This window comes from Rubinisphaera margarita (genome assembly GCF_022267515.1).
GTDB lineage: Bacteria > Planctomycetota > Planctomycetia > Planctomycetales > Planctomycetaceae > Rubinisphaera > Rubinisphaera margarita.
Genome location: NZ_JAKFGB010000005.1, coordinates 43,240 through 64,956 on the forward strand (window position 1 = coordinate 43,240; position 21,717 = coordinate 64,956).

Genomic DNA, 21,717 nt, shown 5'->3' on the forward strand with positions numbered 1-21,717 from the left:
AAAGCCGCGTCCTCAAAAAAAGAATCCCAACCCGAAGCGTCAGCGAGGGCTCGTTGACCGATCTTCTGCACAAATTCATAGCCCGAGCGGGCGACGTCGTTTTCAATACCCCAGCGGTTTACCCTGTTCGTAAAGTTCGCGAATCTCGCCGTCTGCGAGTGCCTCATTGAAAATGGCCAGCTCGTCGATCGTTCCGTTCAAATTGCGAACCGCGAACCAGGGAGAATCCCGGAAGGGTTGTCCCCAGTTGCCGATCTCGGCCGGGCCGATTCGAAGCCGCGTCACCAGAAACTTGTCTTCGATCGGATGGTGACTGACCGGTTGTCCGTTGAGGTACTGCGTCACCCGGCGGCTGGCGGGATCGAAGACAGCGGCCAAGTGCAGCCATTGTCCGCTCATCGAGGAATTCCAGATCGGTTCCGTCATATAGACTCGATGCAGACCGGCATCGTGCACGATCTTCTGGTCCACTTTGGAGAAGAGCCGGACCTCCTGGCTGTCGTCGACCATCACGGAGAACATCACCCGGCCATCGTCCCGGATCTGCCAGTGCGGCTCGCCATTCTCGTAGCCGTCGCCCATGAACAGGGCGTTGTACCGATGGTCCAGGCTGTCGATTCTGGCCCAGCAGGCAAACGTGAATGCTTCGAACTCGCCGTCGACCTGCATCCGCAGACGGGCTCCCGGCCGGCTGAAATCGAGTCCGGGAGACAGTTCGCCGAATCGTCCTGAAGTTCTGGTAACCGGACCGCTCAGAAAGGCGGACGAAGCGACGCCGTGCGTGGCGACATTGGGAAGGAAACGTTCGCTCGTCATTTCGGCTGCCGTAAAGTAGCCGATCAGATCAGAGCGTTGACGCAACTTCTGGGAAGCCGCCTGCCAACTGTTGAATCGCGTCTCGGCAACACGACCGTGACGCCGCTTCATGTCCGAAGCCGTCGGAATGTCGGCCAGTCCGATCGCGTCGGCTTTCTCGCCGGCCAGGACCCGGGATTCGCCCGTCAGAAGTCGCTCTTCGTGGAACTCGCCGCCTCGCAGTTCAATCTCCCCGTCAATCACCTCGACCTGACTGTTGCCATCTCCGACCGAGAGCGCGAACTCGGTTCCCAGGTCGACAATCTCCGAGTCGGCCGCCTTCACGATGAAGCCGCGCGCAGCGGGGGGCACCATGGCTCGGAGACGTCCTTCGATCACGCGAACAGACCAGTCCGATTCGATCTCCAGTTCCGCGGGGCCTTCGACGATCAGCGTCGCTCCACAGAAGAAGTCGATCTCGGCCACGCCCTCCTCGAAGGCAAACGAACCGTTCGGCAGCACATCGCCCTCGACGCGCCGGACAGCATCGGACGGCCATTGCAGATCGATCGCATGTCGAAGCGTGGCATGCCCGGCGATGCGGGACTCGGAGCCGTCGGAGGAGTCGTTCTCGGCAATCGGGCTGTCGGAAACGGAAGACTGATTTCGTTGCCCGAACCAGAACGCGGTGCCGCCTACGGCCAGCAAGACCGCCGCTGCGGCCAGCCAGTTCCAGGTCGCAGAAAGACGGGAGTTGAACAGCCCTCGCTGACGCTTCGCGGTGGGATTGGAATGGACGGCCGGAGCGTCTGTCTTTTCCCCTGCATCGGATTCACTGGCGAGGTCTTCCAGGGTTCCACTCATGTGGACTGCGCGGAGATAGGCCGTCCGAACTTCGGAGTCCTGTTCAATGGCGTCCTGAAGACGGTCAAAATCTTCGGGAGAGATCGTCTGGTCGATCGCCTGAAAGATCAATTGTCGAATGTTGTCATCCATTTCCGGCCTCCCCGGCCAGACGCCGCTCGACGCAGTTCAGTAAAAGAGTTCGCAACACGTTGACGCGACTGTAGAGCCGCCGGGCGTTCTCTCCCGTTTCTTTCGCGATCCGGGCAATCGATTCACTGGGAGAGTGCACGCTCAACACGAGCCGCCGCTGATCGGGAGGCAACTGATCCAGACACGCCTCAACCGCCCGGCGTTCCTCGTCCTGCTGGTCGAGGGCATCGAGAGCCGCCTGAGCCAGTTGTTCAATCACCCCATCGCGAAAAACGAGCCGATCCCGTTTCCGGTCCCGCTGCCAGCTCATCGCCTTGAATCGAGCAATCACACAGGCCCAGCGGACGAAATCATCCGCGGTCGAATCGGCACTCTCCGGCTGAAAGTCCGTGAACTTCTTCCAGCACTCCAGAGCCGTTTCCTGAATGACATCATCGACGCCGTCTCCCGAGGGAAGCAGGAAACGGACAAAGCGACGGATCGCCAGATCGTGCCGGGCCAGCAGGGCGACAAACTCGTCGTACTGCTGCTCGCGGTCTTCCGATTTCCGGCTGGTCACTTCTGAAGAATCCATCGTTGGTCCAACAGCAAAGAGCGAGGGGTTAACGGAATATTCCGCGAACCAGCGAATTTACCAGATTCTTTGTCGATTTTTCTGAAAACCGATCGGCCTGATGGGACTCGCACGCGAAAACGGCGATTTTCATCGTCTCTGAAACTTCCCGAAATTCCGTCGGCTGCCCCGCTGTTTTCCCGTGCGGGAAAAGTTCGGCGACGGTATCTTGGAGCTTGCAGATGCGTGTCGCATGTTCATGTTTTCAGAGCCGCCAGTTGAACCGCACATCGATCAGGTTGAGTAAGTCCTCCCGCCACCGCGCCGCCGTGTGGTCCGATCGCTCCGTTGCTCTCTTGGAAGCTCCGCGCCGCCCCGGCATTTCGGCGGTAGGGATACCCCGTCTGCGACTCGACTGGCTGTCAGCCGAATCGAACTGGCTGCTCGACTGAAGCTGACTCACACCGATGTTCCGAACGGGACCGGTGCGCTGAACTCATCGTCGGGTGCTTTCTGTCGTTTCGATGTCTGCTTTGCGAGGTGCGCGCTCATGTCTGCCTTTTTTCGGTTCCTGCCGTCCTCGAAGACCACTCGACGCCTTCGGCAAAGAGTCTCGGCCGTTATGTCTGGGCACCACTGCGTGGAGGCCCTCGAACTGCGGCTGCTGATGGACGCCCGGTTCACGTGGATCGATCTGGACGGCGGGGCCTGGCAGACGACGACCAACTGGCAACGCGTTCTCGGGCAGTCGACGTCGGGATATCCATCGACGAGCGGTGATATCGCAACCTTTGAAGTCGAGAATCGAGCACAGACGATCTTCTTCAATCGGAATGAATCGATTCCGATCGTCCAGGTGGTTGAAGGTCAGCCGACGTTCGATCTGAATGGCTACACATTGAGGCTCGTTGGATTGCCGGGAGGGCTTGTTGTCTCGAGCGACCGAACTCCCGAGTACACGCCCCGCATGGGGGTCGACGTTCCCAAGGCTTCGATCGTGGATGGTACGGTCGTCGCGAGTTCGGTCTTCGTGGGGGGACTCGCTCGCGAGTCTCGTCCTCCTTCACCCGATGATGCAGAACTGACGGTCGGAGCCGGCGGGATTCTTCAGGTGGGACAGTTCGGCATGCAGGTCGGGTACACTTCGAACGGAACGACCTGGGGGACGGGAACGGTTCGCATCAATGGCGGCGGAAAGATCATCCATGATTTTGACTACACTGTTAATGTCACCGGCTCAGTGCTGATCAATCATTCCGGCAGCGAATGGAGGGGAGCGGACATCGACTTCCGGCAGGGAGGAAGTTCGCTGTATGTCGAGAACGGTGGGCGCTTCAGTGGAGGCGTATCGGGTTCCTCCGGCGGAAACAATATCGCCGATACAGTCATCGTTCAGGGGAACGCCAGCTTCAATGGCTCGCTGTTTTCGGGCGATAATGGCGTCCGGTTCCTGGCCTACAACGGCGCGACCGTGGAAACCAGCTTCGTCAATGTGAGCAGGAGCAACACGGCCGTCCCTAAGCCGGTCTTTCTCGTGGAAGACCCCGGAACAACCTGGTCGAACCTCGGCAATGTGAGCGTGGGCGGGCGGAACGGATCGGACCAGAATTCCAGCAAGTACGGCGGCATTCTCGCCATCAACGACGGAGGGCAGGCCACGATTCTGGGAACGCTCAACGTCGGCTTTCAGGGAGAAGTTCATCTGCTCTCGGGAGGCCTGTCCGTTCAGGGAATTTCTCTTGGAGCGGACACCGTCTTCAACTGGGAAACCGGGCGGCTGACCATTAACGGCGGAACTGTCACGGGGACTTCCGGTTTCTGGAGACAGGATGCCACCATTCTCAACGGTGGCAAAACGCTGGAACTGCTGGGTGGAGCGACGATCTCCCGGAACGCGCTCACGGTTTCGAACGATTCAACGGTACGGCTCATCGGAGGGAGCGCCTTCACGACGTCGACCGTCTCGTCTGCGGGGACGATCACCGTGGAAGACTCGACGTTAACCGGAACGATCACGGCGACCGGCGGCACGCTTGAAGGGCGGGGAACCATTAACGGCCTGGTCCGGATGGATGGCACTTCCCCAGTCACGCTGGCCGTGCGGCAGGGGGCTCTCAAAACGTACGATCTCGATCTGCACGATCGAACCACGTTCTTTACCGAATTCACGAGCGAAAGAAACGCTCAGCTGCAGGCGACCGGGACCGTCAGACTGGATGAAGCCGAGCTGCGATTTCACATTCCGACGCAACGTTCCTTTGGCCGCGGAGAGCAGGTTGTCCTGATTCAGAATGATGGCACGGACGCGATCGTCGGCAAGTTTCGCTTTCGCGAAGAGGGCGTCTATCGCACGCTGAATGAAGGCAGTCGCTTCATTCACTCCGGACGGGAATGGGAAATCTCCTACCGGGGCGGGGATGGTAATGACGTCAGTATCATGGAAGTTCTCCCTCCGGTCGCTTCATCTCTCGTCGGGTTCGTGAATGGCAACTGGTGGATCGCCAGTGCCGATGGCGAAGGCAACTATTCGAGTCGGATTGCTGCGACCGGCCCGGCCAGCACGTTCCGTCGAGTTGTGCAGGGCGATTTCAATGGCGACGGTCGCGAGGACATCGCCGTCTGGATGAGCAACCGGGAATGGCGGGTCGGAATCGCCAATGAAAGCGGACAGTTCATCTACACAACGTGGACGACCTGGGCCAGCTCGGAGATCAAAGAGATTCACGTCGGTGACTTCAACAACGATGGTCGGGATGACATCATCGGGTTGTTCAAGAACGAGAATCGCGGCCGCTGGTGGGTCGCCATCTCTGAGGGCGACAAGTTCGTGAACCGTCACTGGGGGGATCACGGTAACTACAATGGCATCCACACCGTGCTGGTCGGCAACTTCGATGGCGTGAAGGGGGATGACCTCTCCATCGTGGCCACGTCCGGCCTTGTCTGGATGGCCAAAACCAGCAACACCCGCTTTCAGTATCTGGAGTCGCATCGCTGGAACCTTACCAACGGGTTCCACTTCGCCCAGGTGGGCAACTTCAACGGCGACACTCGCGACGACATTCTCGCGGTCTTCGGAAACGGCGTGACACGGAGCGTGTACGTCGCCAAGTCATTAGGACCTGCGGAGGGCTTCTACAGCAGCAAATGGACGGAGCTGACCGTGACACAATCGCTCGACGCCGTGGTCGTGGGCGACTTCGATGGCGACGGCCGCTCCAATGTCGCCCTGCTGCTGAATGGAACGAAGCTCTGGTGCGGCCGCTCGAACGGGCAGCGATTTGCGATGGAACACTGGTTGAACTGGACAGCTGTGTCTGAAGGATTCGAGAGTATCGCCGTTGGCGACAGCAATGCCGACGGACTGGCCGATATCATTGCCCGGGTTCCGAACGGGACCTGGTATTCGGCTCAGTCGACCGGATCGTCCTTTGTGAATCGAAACCTCGTGCAATGGTCGGCCACAGCCGACTGGCAGTACGTTCGAGTTGGTCAGTTCACCACGCCAGCTCCTCGATCGAGCGGAGCGGCCGTTTCCGAGGATCAGAACCTGGCAGCCACTGCTCGCCGCTGGATGGATCTCTCGGCACAGCCGCTTCCGAATCCTGCCGGAGAGCAGCATAAGGTTCTTCCCCAACTGCCAGCCGGCGAAGCGTTCGGGGCCTCCTTTGACGACTTCGGCAGCGGCGATCTGCTTGAATATCTTGCCCGACTGGCTTTGTAACGGGAACGCGGATGATTGACCTCGCGGGCGAACGCATCAATACTCGGTGACATGTCATCGCATTCCCCGTCCCCTGAAAAGGAGCCGAGATGTCCCTGAAGCCCGCGAGTCTCCCCACGTTTCCGTTGATCGCGCTGATGCGACGACTCGTTCTGCCAGCCGTCCTCTGCATGGCGACTGCTGCGTTGTTCCACTCCACGGCGACTGCGGCCGCGAAGGACGATCGGCCGAATCTGCTCTTCATCCTTGCCGACGACATGGGCTATGGCGATGTGCAGGCTCTCAATCCGGAGTCGAAGATTCCGACGCCGCATCTCGACGGACTCGCGGCTGCCGGGATGACCTTCACCGATGCCCACACGCCATCGGCGGTTTGCACGCCGACTCGATATGGAGTCGTCACCGGTCGTTACTGTTGGCGAACGCGGCTCAAAAGCGGGGTGCTGAATGGCTATGGTGAGCCGCTGATTCAGGATGATCGGACCACGGTCGCCGAGTTTCTGAAAGAGCAGGGGTATCGCACGGGCATTGTCGGCAAGTGGCATCTCGGGCTGGGCTTTGCGAAGCAGGGCAAGGAGTTCGATTTCAGCAAACCGGTCGACAACGGACCGCATACGCATGGCTTCGAGCACTCCTACATCATTCCGGCTTCTCTCGACTTCCCGCCGTACGTTTACATCCGCGATGGCGAACTGACGGAGTTTCCCAGTATCGAACAGGCCGCACAGAAGTTTCCCGCTTTCCTGCGGAAGGGGGAACGGAGCCCGGATCTGACGATGGAGAACGTGCTCGACGATCTCGCCGCTCACGCGGGGGTGTTCATCGCTGAAAGCACGAAAGGGGACAAGCCGTTCTTTCTGTATCTCCCGTTGACGGCTCCGCACAAGCCGGTCATTCCGCACCCGCGTTATCAGGAAGAAACCTCGCTCGGTCCGTATGCCGATTTCGTCGTCCAGGTCGACGCCACGGTGGGAGCCGTGCTCGATTCGCTGGAGAAAGCCGGAGCGGCTGAGAACACGCTCGTCATTTACACCAGCGACAATGGTTCGTTTATGTACCGGCTGGGTGAAGATGCGAAAGACCACACCGACGAGGTGAGCGTGCAGGGATATCGGGCGGAGAACCACACTGCCAACGCAATCTATCGCGGCACCAAGGCCGATGTCTGGGAAGCCGGGCACCGCGTGCCGTTCCTCGTCCGCTGGCCCGGAACGGTTGAGGCTGGTTCGCAGTGTGATGAAACGGTCTGCCTGACCGACTTCTTCGCCACGGCGGCTGACATCATCGACGCAGAGATTCCGGAAGGCACTGCTCCCGACAGCTTCAGTCTGCTCTCGCTGTTCGAAGGGCAGGGCTGGAAAGAGCAGCGGCCTCCGGTGATTCATCACTCGGTTGGGGGGATGTTCGCCATTCGGGACGGCAAATGGAAGCTCGTTCTCGGCAACGGCTCCGGCGGACGGGAAAAACCGCGAGGCAAACCGTTCGAGAAACCGTACGCGCTGTTCGACATGGAACAGGATCCCGAAGAGCGACACAACGTCATCGACAAGCACCCTCAGGTCGCCAGACGCCTCGAAGAAAAGTGCCTGCAAATCCGCGACGCTGGCACCAGCCACGTCGAGTAGTAGTGATTTCACTCTCGAGAAATCTCACGGCTCAGAAGTCCCCTCGCCCCCCCTGGGCAGAGGGTTAGGGGGAGGGGAAAATGCGGGGGCCATGCTTCTCAGGCCGTTGATTTCAGCATGAACACATGCGTCGCTGGTTGATCGCCTTCTCACCCGATTCGGGCCTGTTGCGTCTGGCGGGGGGCTGTAGCAACCGCCACAACCGGTTCCTTCAGCCTGATTCTGCTGCACAATCCGCACTCCCCGAACCGGTGCTCCCCAAAATCAACGCCTGAATGTTGCTTTTTCGCGACACGCTTTCCAGACGCGTGCTAGGTTTGAACTGAGATTGTGCTTGTTCGGCTCAGTCGTCGCGATCCGTGAAGTGGAGGGGCCAACCTCCGCAATGTCCGGAGGCGACAGGTTCGAACAATACGAAGCGGGGATGTGTGTGCCCTTTTATGCCGGATGTTGATCGGGAGGATCGACGGGAGCCCGGTGTACCTCGCTTCTCGCGATATGTGCTCTGCACGGACGCCATAGCAGCGAAACGGGGGCAGGTCATGGAGGCCGCCCCCGGTCGTTGAATTCTAACAGACAGCCGCAGTGGACTTATGATCGATTACGATCGGTTAAAAACGGACCTGGCAGCTTTGGGGCTTTTCGCCTTTCTGCTGTTTGCTGCGCTCAGTCTGATCAGTTTTAACCCGCTCGACGCACCGGCTGAAGCGATGTATCCGCTCGCCGAGACGGTTTCCAACCTCTGCGGACCGATCGGGGCCAAGGTTGCCCATCTGTTGATGAACAGTCTCGGGTATGCCTGCTACATCCTGATTGTCGCTGCTGTCGTGTTCGATCTGCGGCTCTTCTCGACGCATCCGGTTCGGGATATGTTCCTGCGATCGCTGGGCGTTGGACTGATCATCTTTTCGGTCGCTTCCGCTCTCAGTATGTTCGCTCCGGGACTTGGAAATCCGGGACTCTACGGCAGTGGAGGTCGTATCGGGGCCACGGGAGCGATGCTGCTCGAGAAGAAGTTCTCAATGGTCGGCTCCACGCTGATGCTGCTGACCCTGCTTCTGGCCGGTCTGATGCTCTCGGTCGAGCTGTTCGCTCTGGCGTTACTGAAGAACTGTTTCGTCACGCCGGTGCTCACGCTGCACTCGAAGCTTCGTCCAGCCGAGCCTGACCACGAAGAGATCGAAAAACAGACCCTGCTCGACATGCCGCTCTGCGAAGTGCCGGTGAATACGGCTGCACGTGTCGAAACAAAGAAGGTCACCAAGCCAAAGAAGGCGAAGCCTGTTGTCGTCGAAGAAGTTGTCGATGAGATTGTCGAGGACGAACTCGAGGAAGACGAGGATGATCTTCCTGCTCCCGCTCCTTTCCGTGTGAATCCTCCAGCCGGCTCTGAAGCCCGGCGGGTCGATCCGGTTGAGGAGGAAGCAGATGATGCTGTCCCTTTTGAATTACCGCCTCTCGACCTTCTTGAAGATGCCGAGGACTTTCCGTACGAACTGCTCGCCAAGAAAGCGCAGATTGCCGCTGCGACACTGGAACGGACTTTCCAGGAATTCAATCTGAACGTCAAAGTCTCCGAGATCGATACCGGTCCGGTGGTCACCCAGTTTGAACTCGATCTGGAACCCGGTCTGCGCGTTTCCCGCGTGACCGCTCTGGCTGATGATCTCGCCATCGCTCTCCGCGTGCCGGCTGTGCGAATCGTGTCTCCGATTCCGGGCAAGAACACGGTCGGGGTTGAAGTGCCGAACGATAAGCGCGTGATGGTTCGCCTCCGCGAGTTGATCGAATCGAGCATGGAAGACAACGAAGGCATGCGTCTGCCGCTCTTCCTGGGCAAAGATGTCTCCGGTCGCCCGATGACGGTTGACCTGGCGAAGATGCCTCACCTGTTGATTGCCGGTCGAACGGGAACGGGTAAGTCGGTCTGTTTGAACACGCTGATTCTGTCGCTGCTCATGGCTCGGAATCCGGATCAGGTGAAGATGCTGATGATCGACCCGAAGATGGTCGAGCTCTCGCCGTACATGAAGATTCCCCACCTGATGCATCCGGTCATCACCGACATGAAGAAGGCCGAAGCGGTACTCGCCTGGGCCGTCGACAAGATGGAAGAACGGTACGACATTCTGGCCCGTTGTGGTGTGCGTCACCTCGATGGCTTCAACAAGATGTCGCGTGAAGCAGTCCTCAGAAAAATGGGGATCGAAGCGGACTCTCCGGAAGCGGACAACATCCCAGAACAGATGCCGTACATTGTTATCATCGCCGACGAAATGGCCGACATGATGATGACGTCTGGAAAGGATGTCGAAGGGCATATTATTCGTCTGGCTCAAAAGTCACGAGCCGTGGGAATCCACCTCGTTCTGGCGACGCAGAAGCCGACGGTCGATGTCATCACCGGTCTGATCAAGTCGAACCTGCCGGCTCGAATCTCCTTCCAGGTCGCGAGCCGGACCGACAGCCGTGTCGTCCTCGATGAGATGGGAGCCGAGAAACTGCTCGGCAACGGGGACATGCTTTATCTGGCCCCGGGCACAAGCACTGTGAACCGGGCTCAGGGAACGTATGTCAGCGATGAAGAAGTCAACGGCGTGATCGAATACCTCGGTCGCCACGAGCCCGAGTACTCGCAGGAACTCTCGCAGGTGACGTCCGGTTCGAGCGATACAACCCATCGCGGGATGGATGCGATCAAGGAACGCGACGAACTTTACGAACAGGCGATCGAAGTCGTCATTCGTGAAGGGCGTGGTTCGGTTTCGCTGCTGCAGCGTGCACTCGGCGTTGGTTACGGACGCGGAGCCCGACTGATCGACTACATGGCGGAAGATGGAATCGTCGGCGAATACAACGGCTCTCAGGCGCGAGAAGTGCTTTATACGATGGAGCAATGGCGAGCCATGCAGGGCGGCGGCGACGTCGATGACTACGACGACGACCTCGATTAAACGGTGATGCATCCGTTCTCGAGTGCGACAAAAATGCTGTCGCTCTGGCTGGCGATATCCGATACAGTGCAGACGCCTCGCACATCATGTCGCTCGATGACGTCTGCACAACATGTCGCAATCTTTGCTTGTACTGTCCGATCTGGACGGCTGCCTGCTCGATCACCATACCTACAGCTATGCTCCCGCTGTTCCCCTGCTGGAACGATTGCGGGCGGCCTCAATTCCGGTTGTTCTCTGCTCCAGTAAAACCGAAGCCGAGATGCGTCCGCTGGCGGAAGAGATGGAGGCCAGTCCGACGATCATCTGTGAAAACGGCGGCGTCATCTGCTGGGAGAAAGATGGCGAACGGACCGTCCTCGGCGTCGATCGTCAGCAGATTCTCGATGTTCTGACGGACTGCAAAAGCCGCTTTCAATTCGAGTCATTCCGCGATCTCGGTGTCGAAGGAATCGCTCGTGTTACAGGGCTCCCCGAAGATCGAGCCGAACGGGCTGCCTCGCGGCATTGCACCGAACCGTTGCTCTGGCACGATGACGACAGCCGGATCGAAGGGTTTCGAACAGCACTGACTTCGCATGGCCTGCAACTCACACGCGGCGGCCGCTTCTGGCATGTCGCCGGGCCGACGGACAAGGGCAAAGCGGCTGCTGTCGTGATTGATCGGCATCGAGCCGAACGTGACGACGAACTGATCTCGATCGGACTGGGAGACAGTCCCATCGACGAATCGCTGCTGCTTGCTTCAGACATTGCCGTGGTCATCCCGGCTTTCGACGGTTCTGTCCGGCTGGAGTTTCCGCATCGCCGCCGTATCGTGGCTCCACAACCCGGGCCGGACGGATGGGCCAGTTCCATGAGTTCACTTCTCGATGAATACGATATTCGCTGACGGTCAGTCAGCGTTTGACTCCAACGTGATGACAACACCCCTGATGTAGGACAACTGACGATGGCTGATTTCGCACAGAATGGAATCATCGGAACGCTGCACAATCTGCGGTATCGCACGACCGAGGAACTGGATCACGATCTGAAGGAGTTCGGTCGCGATCGTCCGATGGCGCTGGTGCTGCCCTGCCTGTTCTCTGAACTTGAAGGTCCGGCTCTTGGAGCCATCGTCGATAAGCTCTGCGAAGTTCCGTATCTCGAAGAGATCATTATCGGACTCGATCGAGCCGATGCCTCGCAGTACGAACAGGCACAAAAGTTCTTCGATCGACTTCCGCAACGAAAGGTGATCCTCTGGAACGACGGGCCACGGCTGATGAACGTGAATGCCCGGCTGGACGAACTCGGACTCGCTCCGAAGGAACCGGGCAAAGGCCGCAATGTCTGGTACTGTCTCGGCTATTTCCTGGCGGCTGGTCGTTGCCAGGCGGTCGGACTGCACGACTGCGACATTCTCACGTACGAACGCGACATGCTCGCCCGGCTGCTCTATCCGATCGTGCATCCGTCATTCAACTACGTCTTCTGCAAGGGCTATTACTATCGCGCAGCCGGTGGGAAGCTGAATGGCCGGGTCGTGCGCCTGCTCGTCACGCCGCTGCTCCGGGCGCTGCAGTTGACCATTGGGCAGAATGATTATCTCGACTACATGGGGAGCTTCCGCTACCCGCTGGCCGGCGAATTCTCGATGCGAGCCGAGGTCGTGCCGTCATTGCGAATTCCGTCCGACTGGGGACTCGAGATCGGGACCCTGTCGGAAATGTATCGCAACTACTCGCACCATCGAATCTGCCAGGTCGACATCGCCGATGCTTACGACCACAAGCATCAGCCGGTCTCTCCGGACAACCCTCAAGGCGGCCTGCACCGGATGTCGGTCGACATCTGCAAGGCGTTGATCCGCAAGCTCGCCGTGAACGGCAAGGTCTTCTCACCGGAAGTCTTCCGCACGCTGAAGGCAAGCTATTATCGAGCCGCTCTCGATATGATCGACCATTACTGCAACGACGCCACGATGAGCGGTCTCACACTGGACCGTCACACGGAAGAAGCGACCGTGGAACTTTTCAGCCAGGCCCTGATGAACGCCGGCGAACAGTTCCTGAGAGATCCGCACAGTGCCCCGTTCATTCCGAACTGGGCTCGAGTTGTGAGTGCGTGTCCGGATATTTTCGAGATGATCACCGACGCCGTGAACGAAGACAACGCCGCCGCGTGAGTCCACGCCCGTGGTGGTGGCATCCTGAACCAGCGGCGCTCATTGGGGAAGTATCGGTCTACGAAGCGCGCCGTACGCGTTTCCCCCTCACCCTGACCCTCTTCCCCCCGGACACTGCGGACGGGCCACCCAGGTGACTCAGCTTTCTGGACGTTCTGTGCTGGGGGACGGTTTCGCCTGCCACGTCTGCCTAACTCTCACCGCTACGAGAGGGCTACTCTACTTGTCCGTCGGTCGGTTCGTGATCCACACCGTCTGGTACGGCGCGAATGCGATCGTTCCCATCTTGTCGTTGAGGCGGCGGCCGGAGATGAGGTCGTGCCAGGTGTCGGTCGCGATCAGGTTCAACTGAGACAGCTGCAGCGTGTGGCGTTTGGCGGAGAGGTTCGAGACGCAGAAAATGCTCTGCTGCCGGTCCATGCTCTGTCGCCAGAAGCCAAAGAAGTGCGACTTCAGATGCAGCGTGAACTGGGTTGCGTTCGGGTGAAACGCGGGCTGCTCGCTGCGAATCCGAATCCGTCTGACGAGTTCACGGAAGACTCGAGCCGTGGCTGATGATTCGTCGTCCAGCTTCGTTTGAAGTTCGGGGTAGGCGATCTGTTTGCGGTTGATCGACCGCGCCCGCCCGGTGCGTTCCACCCCTTCATGATCGTTCGGCGTTGCCAGTAAACTGTGGATGTAGAAAGCCGGGATCCCTTCGAGGGACATCATCACTGTCTGCGAGCAGATGAAGCGGTCCACCTGATAATCGTCGGGGCCGTCGTTCGTTTCCTTGAGAGCATCGAAGAGCGACGTGTTGACCTCGTAAATCTTTTCGCTGCCGTCCGAGAGCCGACGCGTTGAGAAGAGTCCTCCGCTGCGACGAATCGTTTCGACCATCTCCTGCTGTTCCAGGTCGGTCAGCAGCCCTTCGGCCGGTCGCATGCCAATGCCATCGTGCGACGCCGTGAAATTGAGATACGTGCAGCCGATCGGGGCAGGGGGCATGCTCATCATCCACGTTTTCAGGTGCTTCGACGTCCCGGCCAGCAATGCGTGCAGCACCAGAGGAGCGAGGCTGAAGTTGTAGATCATGTGGGCTTCGTTGGAGTTGCCGAAGTAGGTCAGATTCTCCCGGTTCGGCACGTTGGTCTCGGTGATGAGCACGGTGCCGGGCGCGAAATAGTCGACGATCGTTCGCAGCAGCCGAACGACTTCGTGCGTCTGTTGAAGATGAATGCAGGAGGTGCCGATCTCTTTCCAGAGATAGCCGATCGCATCGAGCCGAATGATCTGCACGCCGGCGTCGAGATACCGGCGAATAATCTGCAGGAATTCGAGCAGCACGTCCGGATTGCGGAAGTTCACATCGATCTGATCGTGGCTGAACGTGCACCAGACCGACTTGAGCCCGTCGGCCGTCTGCACGGTCCGCAGCAGAGGACTGGCTCGGGGCCGAACGACATCGGTCAGATCTTCTTCCTGGTCGACGGTGATGAAGTAGTCCCTGCCGGGCGATTTCCCTTCCAGAAAGTTCTGGAACCATTCGCTTTCTGCCGACGTGTGATTGATGACCAGATCGGCCATAAGGCGATATCGGTCCGCGATTCGAGAGACGTCGTTCCAGTCGCCCAGATCTGGATTGATCTGCAGGTAATCAATCACCGAGAAGCCGTCGTCGGAACTGAATGGACAGAAGGGAAGAATGTGCACCGACGAAACGGCGTCGCCGACCCGTCGCTCCAGAAACTGATCCAGCGTCGATAACGGTGATTCGCCCGGCTGGGTCAGTGTGTCGCCGTAAGTGATGATGACCGAATCGCGCTCACTCCAGGAACTTCCCGGAGCGGGAGGAGTCTGCGGCGCCGGGAAGATCTCGAAGATCCGGGAGACAAGACTCGCCGAGGCTTCATTCGGGTAGATGAACTGGAGGTGGTTCTGGAGTCGTTCTCGAAGGATCGCTTCGGTGTCGGACATGGGACTGGTATCTGTCTCTAAAGAAAAATCACTGTGCAGGCCCTGAAGTTGCAGATCGCGTACCATGTGGGCAACTGTGCCTGCTCCAGACAATCGTGGTCTCAATTCACCCCCTCTTACGAGGGCAGGGAGCCAGGCAGGCGTGTTGCGAAGCGGCGGGCGGGCACGTTTGGACAGAGCCGCACTGCCTGCCGGGTGGGCGAGGTCGCGTATTCCTTACGCGATCTGCCTCAGTTTGAAGTCGACTCCGGACCGGCTTCGACATCTCGTTCGGCGGCTTCTTCGCGGCCTTCCTCGATCATGGCATCGGAATCCTGTTTATCGTCGCCTTCCGGTTCGGGCTCGACTCCTTCCTGGCGCTGTAAATGGATATCGGCCACAATCGCGAAGTGATCTGAGCCCGGCATTCGGTGACGCTGGAAATCCTTCAGCTGGTAGCCTTTGGCCAGAAAGACGTGATCGATGGGATAACGGAACAGCGGGTAGTCGGCGTGATAGGTGTTCATCAGGCTACGGCCAATCCGTGGATCCTGCAGTCCGCTCACGCGCTGGAAGAGCCGCGTTGTATGCGACCAGGCGACATCGTTGAAGTCTCCGGTCACGATCCAGTTCTCATCGGGCTCTTCGGCGACTTCATCGGCGACAATCATCAGCTCGGCGTCACGAACGCGACTGTCGCGACGCTTTTCCCCGGTGCTGTCCTTCAAGCCGGGCGGGGTCGGATGAACGCCGACAATTCGAGCCGTTCCGCCCGGGAACTCGATTGTGGCGAAGATTGAGGCCCGCCGCTCGGAAACGAGATGGCGAATTTCGTCGTGCTGGACCGGGAGTCGGGTCCAGAGTGCCATTCCGAGTCCCTCGTCACGAACAACGTGACTGTACAAGGTGAGACGGTCGCTCAACGTCGAAAGGGCTTCATGCCATTCTTCGTCGACTTCGAGAGCGAGCAGGATATCGGGGTCGAGTTCGCGAAGTTCCTCGAGAACGGCAGGCTTTTCCGGATTCCCGATCTCGAGATTGGCGACGACGATCCGTACAAAATGATCGGGGTCAATCGACTGATCGGCTGTCTCGACCGTGCTCTTCCAGACCGGCGTATACGGCAGAATGAAATAGAGCTGGAACACGGCGATGCCGCACGCGATCCCGACCATCGTCACGTCGTAATGAGACCAACTGCGGAGCCAGCCCCGCAGGGCGAGCAGCAACAGGGGAATCACCAACAGCATTAGAATCTGCAGGCGAGGAAAGTCGCAGACCCGCACCCACCATTCGCCGACCGGAAGCTGGGGTAGAATGGTGAGAAAGGCCAGGAACATCAAGACCGCGGCTGCAATCCAGCCGAAAATGGCAGTGAGCATGAATGGGATCTACTGTCGGATTGGAAGTTAACGGGAGAATGCGACACATGCTCCCCAATCAAAGACGACCCTGCGGGCCGCGTTGACGAAACGCCGGCCCGGATTATCCTGAATCTTTCGCAGGACAAAACATACGGTCGATAGTCTGATCATATCGCCTTTTTCCAGGAGTGAATAAGCCATGTCAGTAGAAATCCTGTATGTCGGTCATTCGACGTTCCAGATTCGGACCGCTCAGCACACCATCCTCATCGACCCGTTTTACTCAGATAACCCGACGACCGAAGTCTCTCCCGACGACGTGAATGCTGATTTCATCATCGTGACGCATGGCCATTTTGATCACGTCGGAGACACCGTCAGCATCGCTAAACGGACCGGAGCGCTCGTCATTTCGAATTTCGAAATCGCGAGCTGGTTCGAAAAGCAGGGGGTGCAGCATACGCACGGCATGCATCTGGGAGGCGAGTTCGGCTTCGATTTCGGGCGGCTCAAACTAACAATCGCCCATCACGGTTCGATGCTGCCCGACGGTAGTTACGGCGGAAATCCGGCCGGCGTCGTGCTGAAACTCGACGAAGGGAACATCTATCACGCCGGCGACACGGCTCTGTTCTACGATATGAATCTAATCGCCGATGAAGAACTCGACCTGGCGATTCTGCCGATCGGCGACAACTTCACGATGGGACCGTCCGATTCGATTCGGGCCATCGAGTTCCTTCGCTGCCCCAATGTGATTCCCTGCCATTACAACACCTGGCCGCCGATCGAGCAGGATACGGACGCATGGGCGGCTCAGGTTCGGGAGAAAACGGAATCCGAACCGGTGGTCCTGGCGCCGGGGCAGTCGTGGACGCTCGACTGATTCCGCGATCAAAGCGACCACTTCATTCTGCTTCGCCGTTGGTATAGAATCGAAGTAGCGTCAGTTTAATGCCTCTCAAATCTCTTCATGTTCGGAAGGTCGAATGCCGGTCTATCTCTACGAAGTCGTCCGCGAAGATGGTCAGCCCGGGGAACGGTTTGAAGTGGTTCAACGCATGGCCGAAGATGCACTCACTGTGCACCCGGAAACGGGGGAACCGGTCAAGCGTGTCATCACCGCTCCTGCCATCGGCTCCCGCTGGATGGACATGAACATGGACCGGAACATGAAGGACGATTCCAAGCTCAACAAACTCGGCTTCACCAAGTACGAGAAGAGTGGCGATGGAAAGTACGTCAAAAAGTTCGGCCAGGGGCCCGATATGATCTCGAAAGACTGATCGCCTCGGATACCGTCGAATTTCGCGAGAGTTCAGGGAAATCCCTGACGCCGGCCCAGCTTTCCTCCGCTTTGCAGCGAACAACCGGCACAACCCGATCAGCGAGACCGCGCCGTTCACCATCCGCATCGCTGCAGTTTGACCAACCGGTTATCCAGCCTATGTTTTAGGAGATAACGCCGCGCTCCCACGGGATCGATCCGTCAATGGTCGGTCTGCGGGAAGGATCGCCTCCAGTTGAGGCAGCGGTGGTCAACGTCTTGAGATGTTCCGGGGATGGACTCGATGCCTACCAAAGAAGTTTCGGCTGTTCGAAAGAGTGATCAGCAGGCCACAAGCCGTGCAGCGATCAATTCCTCTCGCGGTCTGCTGGCTCTCCTGCAGCTCTATTACCGGGCGGCAGAACTGGAAGCCTCAGCGGCCGACGAATCGGGGGAGTTCTCTGTTTCCCCGCTCATTCTGCGCGAACTCCTTACGGTCCTTCAGTATCGGGATGAGAATACATTCCTGCATTCGCGACGGGTGGCTCTCATTGCCGTGAAGCTGGCCCAGCAACTCTGCTGGAATCCGAGGGCCGTGCGCGAGCTCGAACTCGCAGCCATGCTCCACGACATCGGCAAGATCGGGATCCCCGATCACATCCTCTTCAAGCCGGGTCGGCTGACGGTCGAAGAAGCCTCGCTGATGGATCTGCGGACATCGATTGCCGAGGACATTCTCGAAGTCTGCCGCATTCCGCAGAAGATTCGCAATATCATCGTCGAGTCCCGACTCCCGTATTCCGGACTCGAAGACTATATGCGTCCGGTCGGACGAGAACTGTCGCAGGCGGGACGTCTGCTGGCTGTTGCCGATGTTTATGAATCGCTTACCCGCGACCAGGTGTACCGGAAATCCAAAACACGTAACGAGATCGTCGAAATCCTTAGCGAGCAGGCTGGCTCCCGCTTCGATGCCTCGATGGTCAAGACGCTCATTCGCTGGCTCGACAATGGTGGCGAAGAAACGTTGAAGCAGGCGACGGCCGATATGTCCGGAAATCGGGCGTTGGACCGCAATAATGCCTCGCTGGCGATGACATCGCTCTGCAATGTCTTTTCCTATCTCTACACTCTTGAGCAGTCTTACGATGGCTTCGTGGTGGTCGATCCAACCCGTCAGATCCTGCTCGCCAGCCGCGGCTGCCGACAGATTTTCCAGCGGACGGATGAAGAGATTACCGGCGAGATTCTGAACGCCGAGATGTTCCCTATGGCCGACCTGTACCAGGAATGGCTGGCCGATGAGGAAACGCCATTACGTCGGACTCTGCTGACCCACGAGGCCGATACGGTGGAAGTGAAAGTCGCCTGTCCGGACAAGGGCTGGGCAGAGCTCGAAGTGCAGTCGATCCCGTTGTTCGATTTCGACGGCGAGCTGGTCGGCGTGACCGAGTTCTACCGCTATAAGAATCGTAACCGCACACAGTCAGCTCAGTATCGGGAACTGGCGCTTCAGGCCAGCCGCGACGCGTTAACCGGGGTCGCCAATCGCGGAGCTCTGGAAAGTCAGCTTTCGCGGATCATGCAGAGCTTCAAGACCGATCCCACGGGGAATGTCTTCTCGGTGATCTATCTCGACATCGATCACTTCAAATCAATCAACGACAACTTCGGTCACGCCACCGGCGACGAGGTCCTCGTGACACTGGCCCGTCTCCTGCGGGAAGAAACGTACTCCAGCGAGTTCGTTGCCCGCTACGGCGGCGAAGAGTTTGTGGTGATCTGTCCCGAACTCGAAGCCGATCAGGCGGCCCAGCGGGCTGAGCGGTTCCGACTCGAAATCGCCAAGCTGAAGTTTCGCTCCGCGCCGACGTTGAAGATTACCTCGTCGTTTGGCATCTCTCAGGCCGAGGCTTCAGACTCTCTGGAGAGTGTCCTCAAACGAGCTGATCAGGCGCTGTACAAATCCAAGAACAACGGTCGAAACAGGACGACGATCCTGAAACGCAGCGAGGTCCATCAGGACACGCAGGGCAAAAGTGAAAAAGAGAATCCGTATCTCTTCGAAGCGGAGATCGTCGGCATGTTGTTCGATGATTTCCTCATTATGAAGCTGGAAGGCTTCGTCTCGGAGAACTGTGCGAAAATCGGTCGTGTTGCTGAGGGGGAGGTTGAGATCATTCTCGGCCGCAAAGGCTTCTTTCGCAAATGGGGAAAATCGGCTGATCGGCAGCCAGTTCGTGTCCACGTCGATGCAAGTTCCATCGTCAGTGCCCGGGGCAACCTGTCGAACAATCAACGGCTCAGCGTGACGGTCACTCCGGTTGGCAAGCCGGCCAGTCCGGCCGAGTTCCAGCAGCGGGCCCGACTCGCTTATCGGACTCTCCGCTACCACTTCCTCAGCCAGGGCTAAGCTTCCGGAATCGACTGCGGCGCGGCTTCCACGTTGCATGTGATGGCGATCGTCTATAATGCGGCAACAAATCTGTCGCACTGACCCGGCTGTTCTGGCCCGGTGAAGTCGACGAGCCTGGGGGCCGCATGATCGCCATTGTTTCATTGCTCATAACGCTGTTCTTGTCGCTGCTGGTGACGCGGATCGCCGCCATGGCCCTGATGTTGACCGGCATCTCCAGCGAGATGGCCCGCTTTCAGGCCCGTTCCGCATTCACCGGATGTGGCTTCACGACGAATGAATCCGAATCGATCGTCAATCATCCGGTCCGCCGCCGGATTCTCATGATGCTGATGCTCCTGGGGAATCTCGGAATCGCGACCGTCGTGGCAACCGTGATGATTTCATTGATTCAGGTGAAAGATACCGGTCTGCAGTGGGGAACGATGCTCGTGCTGTTGGGAGGGATCATAATTCTCTGGCTGTTCGCGACGAGCCGGATTATTGAACGTCATCTCAATCGCGTAATCTCCTGGTCGCTGCGACGCTTCGCCCGACTTGAAGTCCGGGACTACGTGGCGATTCTGCAATTGCGGGAAGGGTACGTCGTCTCTGAGATGGTCGTGCAGGCCCGCGACTGGCTGGCCGAACGCAGCCTGCGCCAACTTCGGCTCACGAAAGAAGGCGTGCTCGTTCTCGGCGTCCAGCGGAAGGAGGGACACTATCTTGGAGCGCCGGAAGCTGATACGGTGCTGAAGCCCGGTGATCTTCTCATTCTTTACGGCCCGGTCCATCGAGTGCAGGAACTCGACGAGCGACGAGCCGGGCGGAGGGGAGACGTGGCACACGCCGAGGCAATCGACGAACATGTGGAAACGGTCGAAGAACAGGCCGCACTGGATGAGGAAGTAAGTGTTGATGAGCAGCTCAGCAACGAAAGCGACAGTCGAAGAGATCCGCAAACGCTTTGACGGCGATGTGGAACGTTTCTCCAATCTCGAAACCGGCCAGGCCGCTACGGTCGATGCCCCGCTGGCGATGGAATTGATCTGCCAGGCCGCCGCGGCTGTCACGCCCGAAGCCCGCGACCTGCTCGACATCGGCTGTGGAGCAGGGAACTACTCCGTCAAGATGCTCCAGCAGCGCCCTGGCATGAAGGTAACACTCGTTGATTTGAGTCAACCGATGTTGACCAAGGCGTCGGAGCGGGTTCTCGATGTCACCAAAGGCGATGTGGCGACCCATCAGGCCGACATCCGCGATCTCGACCTTCAGCCCGGGTCCTTTGATATCGTCCTGACCGCCGCGACGTTGCATCATCTTCGTTCCGACGAAGAGTGGGAAGCCGTCTTTCAGAAGATTTACGATGCGATTCGCCCCGGTGGTTCCTTCTGGATTTTCGATCTCGTTTTAAGCTCCGCAACAGCCATCGATCAACTGATGTGGACCCGTTACGCAAACTATCTGACGGATCTGAAAGACGAAGACTACCAGAAGCACGTCTTCGACTACATCGCCTACGAAGACACGCCCCGCCCCCTGATGGAACAGATTGACCTGCTCCGCAAAGTCGGCTTCACCGACGTCGACATCCTCCACAAAAACTCCTGCTTCGCCGCCTTCGGAGGCCTCAAACGGTAGGAACCTGTGCTACGAAGAACAGCAGGCTTGCCTTCCGCGTTTCAGCAAACAAGGGTGGCCCTGATAGCTCCGCTATCAGGGCGGCGCAGCCGTCGGAGGATGCCGCTTGGCGAGGGGGAAGATTCAACCCTGCTTCGTCTTCCCCTTGAATAGCGTCGCTCACCAGTAAGTCGTCTATTCCCGTCCTCCCACGGCTGCGCCGCCCCGAAAGAATCTTTCGGGGCCACCCCGGAGGGCGTCAAACAACCGGGTTGGCTCAGACGAGTGCGTCTGAGTGACGCAGTCACTGGAAGCAGGT

General features: G+C 58.6%; 14 protein-coding genes. 10 read left to right on the plus strand and 4 right to left on the minus strand.

What is annotated here, in order from left to right; all coding sequences use genetic code 11:
- Positions 1-102: 102 nt before the first annotated feature.
- The gene (locus tag L1A08_RS01165) at positions 103-1,791 is read right to left on the minus strand and encodes a LamG-like jellyroll fold domain-containing protein (protein ID WP_238753296.1); all 1,689 of its coding nucleotides are present in this window, start codon (positions 1,789-1,791) and stop codon (positions 103-105) included.
- Complete coding sequence (locus L1A08_RS01170) at positions 1,784-2,365, minus strand: sigma-70 family RNA polymerase sigma factor (RefSeq protein ID WP_238753298.1); 582 nt, start codon at positions 2,363-2,365, stop codon at positions 1,784-1,786. Before L1A08_RS01170 ends, L1A08_RS01165 begins: the two co-directional genes overlap by 8 nt.
- 601 nt (positions 2,366-2,966) lie before the next feature.
- Here L1A08_RS01170 and L1A08_RS01175 point away from each other — a divergent pair.
- The 5 genes from L1A08_RS01175 to L1A08_RS01195 all read left to right on the plus strand — a co-directional run bounded on the left by L1A08_RS01175 (position 2,967) and on the right by L1A08_RS01195 (position 12,817).
- Positions 2,967-6,068: an FG-GAP repeat domain-containing protein gene (locus tag L1A08_RS01175; RefSeq protein WP_238753300.1), complete on the plus strand. Its 3,102-nt coding sequence runs from the start codon at positions 2,967-2,969 to the stop codon at positions 6,066-6,068.
- Between the two features lie 89 nt (positions 6,069-6,157).
- The gene (locus L1A08_RS01180) at positions 6,158-7,693 is read left to right on the plus strand and encodes a sulfatase family protein (protein WP_238753302.1); all 1,536 of its coding nucleotides are present in this window, start codon (positions 6,158-6,160) and stop codon (positions 7,691-7,693) included.
- A gap of 593 nt (positions 7,694-8,286) precedes the next feature.
- Positions 8,287-10,647, plus strand: a complete 2,361-nt coding sequence (locus L1A08_RS01185) for an FtsK/SpoIIIE family DNA translocase (RefSeq protein WP_238753304.1) — start codon at positions 8,287-8,289, stop codon at positions 10,645-10,647.
- Positions 10,648-10,759: 112 nt separating this feature from the next.
- Positions 10,760-11,539 carry an HAD-IIB family hydrolase gene (locus L1A08_RS01190; protein ID WP_238753306.1) on the plus strand — a complete coding sequence of 260 codons (780 nt, stop codon included), beginning with the start codon at positions 10,760-10,762 and terminating at the stop codon, positions 11,537-11,539.
- A 60-nt stretch (positions 11,540-11,599) separates the two neighbouring features.
- Positions 11,600-12,817: a glycosyl transferase gene (locus L1A08_RS01195; protein WP_238753308.1), complete on the plus strand. Its 1,218-nt coding sequence runs from the start codon at positions 11,600-11,602 to the stop codon at positions 12,815-12,817.
- Between the two features lie 219 nt (positions 12,818-13,036).
- Here the strand turns inward: L1A08_RS01195 and L1A08_RS01200 are convergent, their stop codons facing one another.
- Both L1A08_RS01200 and L1A08_RS01205 read right to left on the minus strand, forming a co-directional pair.
- The gene (locus tag L1A08_RS01200; RefSeq protein WP_238753310.1) at positions 13,037-14,773 is read right to left on the minus strand and encodes a sugar phosphorylase; all 1,737 of its coding nucleotides are present in this window, start codon (positions 14,771-14,773) and stop codon (positions 13,037-13,039) included.
- 230 nt (positions 14,774-15,003) lie between these two features.
- Positions 15,004-16,134, minus strand: coding sequence for an endonuclease/exonuclease/phosphatase family protein (locus tag L1A08_RS01205; RefSeq protein WP_238753312.1), 1,131 nt, complete (start codon positions 16,132-16,134; stop codon positions 15,004-15,006).
- A gap of 181 nt (positions 16,135-16,315) precedes the next feature.
- On the opposite strand from L1A08_RS01205, the gene L1A08_RS01210 reads away from it, so the two are divergent.
- The 5 genes from L1A08_RS01210 to L1A08_RS01230 all read left to right on the plus strand — a co-directional run bounded on the left by L1A08_RS01210 (position 16,316) and on the right by L1A08_RS01230 (position 21,419).
- On the plus strand, positions 16,316-17,002 hold the full coding sequence (locus L1A08_RS01210) for a metal-dependent hydrolase (RefSeq protein ID WP_238753314.1): 687 nt from the start codon (positions 16,316-16,318) through the stop codon (positions 17,000-17,002).
- 103 nt (positions 17,003-17,105) lie between these two features.
- The gene (locus L1A08_RS01215) at positions 17,106-17,402 is read left to right on the plus strand and encodes an FmdB family zinc ribbon protein (protein WP_238753316.1); all 297 of its coding nucleotides are present in this window, start codon (positions 17,106-17,108) and stop codon (positions 17,400-17,402) included.
- Between the two features lie 285 nt (positions 17,403-17,687).
- On the plus strand, positions 17,688-19,796 hold the full coding sequence (locus L1A08_RS01220; protein WP_238753318.1) for a diguanylate cyclase: 2,109 nt from the start codon (positions 17,688-17,690) through the stop codon (positions 19,794-19,796).
- Positions 19,797-19,924: 128 nt separating this feature from the next.
- The gene (locus tag L1A08_RS01225; RefSeq protein WP_238753320.1) at positions 19,925-20,749 is read left to right on the plus strand and encodes a TrkA C-terminal domain-containing protein; all 825 of its coding nucleotides are present in this window, start codon (positions 19,925-19,927) and stop codon (positions 20,747-20,749) included.
- Entirely contained in the window at positions 20,697-21,419 is a 723-nt protein-coding gene (locus L1A08_RS01230) for a class I SAM-dependent methyltransferase (protein ID WP_238753322.1), read from the plus strand. The genes L1A08_RS01225 and L1A08_RS01230 overlap by 53 nt, the downstream gene beginning before the upstream one ends.
- Positions 21,420-21,717: the final 298 nt, after the last annotated feature.

What these genes read in the sequence shown, in the direction of transcription:
- L1A08_RS01170 (WP_238753298.1), bottom strand. Translation starts at nt 2,365, where the DNA reads ATGGATTCTTCAGAAGTGACCAGCCGGAAATCGGAAGACCGCGAGCAG.
- L1A08_RS01175 (WP_238753300.1), top strand. Translation starts at nt 2,967, where the DNA reads ATGTCTGGGCACCACTGCGTGGAGGCCCTCGAACTGCGGCTGCTGATG.
- L1A08_RS01190 (WP_238753306.1), top strand. Translation starts at nt 10,760, where the DNA reads ATGTCGCAATCTTTGCTTGTACTGTCCGATCTGGACGGCTGCCTGCTC.
- L1A08_RS01195 (WP_238753308.1), top strand. Translation starts at nt 11,600, where the DNA reads ATGGCTGATTTCGCACAGAATGGAATCATCGGAACGCTGCACAATCTG.
- L1A08_RS01230 (WP_238753322.1), top strand. Translation starts at nt 20,697, where the DNA reads ATGAGCAGCTCAGCAACGAAAGCGACAGTCGAAGAGATCCGCAAACGC.
- L1A08_RS01225 (WP_238753320.1), top strand. Translation starts at nt 19,925, where the DNA reads ATGATCGCCATTGTTTCATTGCTCATAACGCTGTTCTTGTCGCTGCTG.
- L1A08_RS01165 (WP_238753296.1), bottom strand. Translation starts at nt 1,791, where the DNA reads ATGGATGACAACATTCGACAATTGATCTTTCAGGCGATCGACCAGACG.
- L1A08_RS01205 (WP_238753312.1), bottom strand. Translation starts at nt 16,134, where the DNA reads ATGCTCACTGCCATTTTCGGCTGGATTGCAGCCGCGGTCTTGATGTTC.
- L1A08_RS01220 (WP_238753318.1), top strand. Translation starts at nt 17,688, where the DNA reads ATGCCTACCAAAGAAGTTTCGGCTGTTCGAAAGAGTGATCAGCAGGCC.
- L1A08_RS01215 (WP_238753316.1), top strand. Translation starts at nt 17,106, where the DNA reads ATGCCGGTCTATCTCTACGAAGTCGTCCGCGAAGATGGTCAGCCCGGG.
- L1A08_RS01185 (WP_238753304.1), top strand. Translation starts at nt 8,287, where the DNA reads ATGATCGATTACGATCGGTTAAAAACGGACCTGGCAGCTTTGGGGCTT.
- L1A08_RS01210 (WP_238753314.1), top strand. Translation starts at nt 16,316, where the DNA reads ATGTCAGTAGAAATCCTGTATGTCGGTCATTCGACGTTCCAGATTCGG.
- L1A08_RS01200 (WP_238753310.1), bottom strand. Translation starts at nt 14,773, where the DNA reads ATGTCCGACACCGAAGCGATCCTTCGAGAACGACTCCAGAACCACCTC.
- L1A08_RS01180 (WP_238753302.1), top strand. Translation starts at nt 6,158, where the DNA reads ATGTCCCTGAAGCCCGCGAGTCTCCCCACGTTTCCGTTGATCGCGCTG.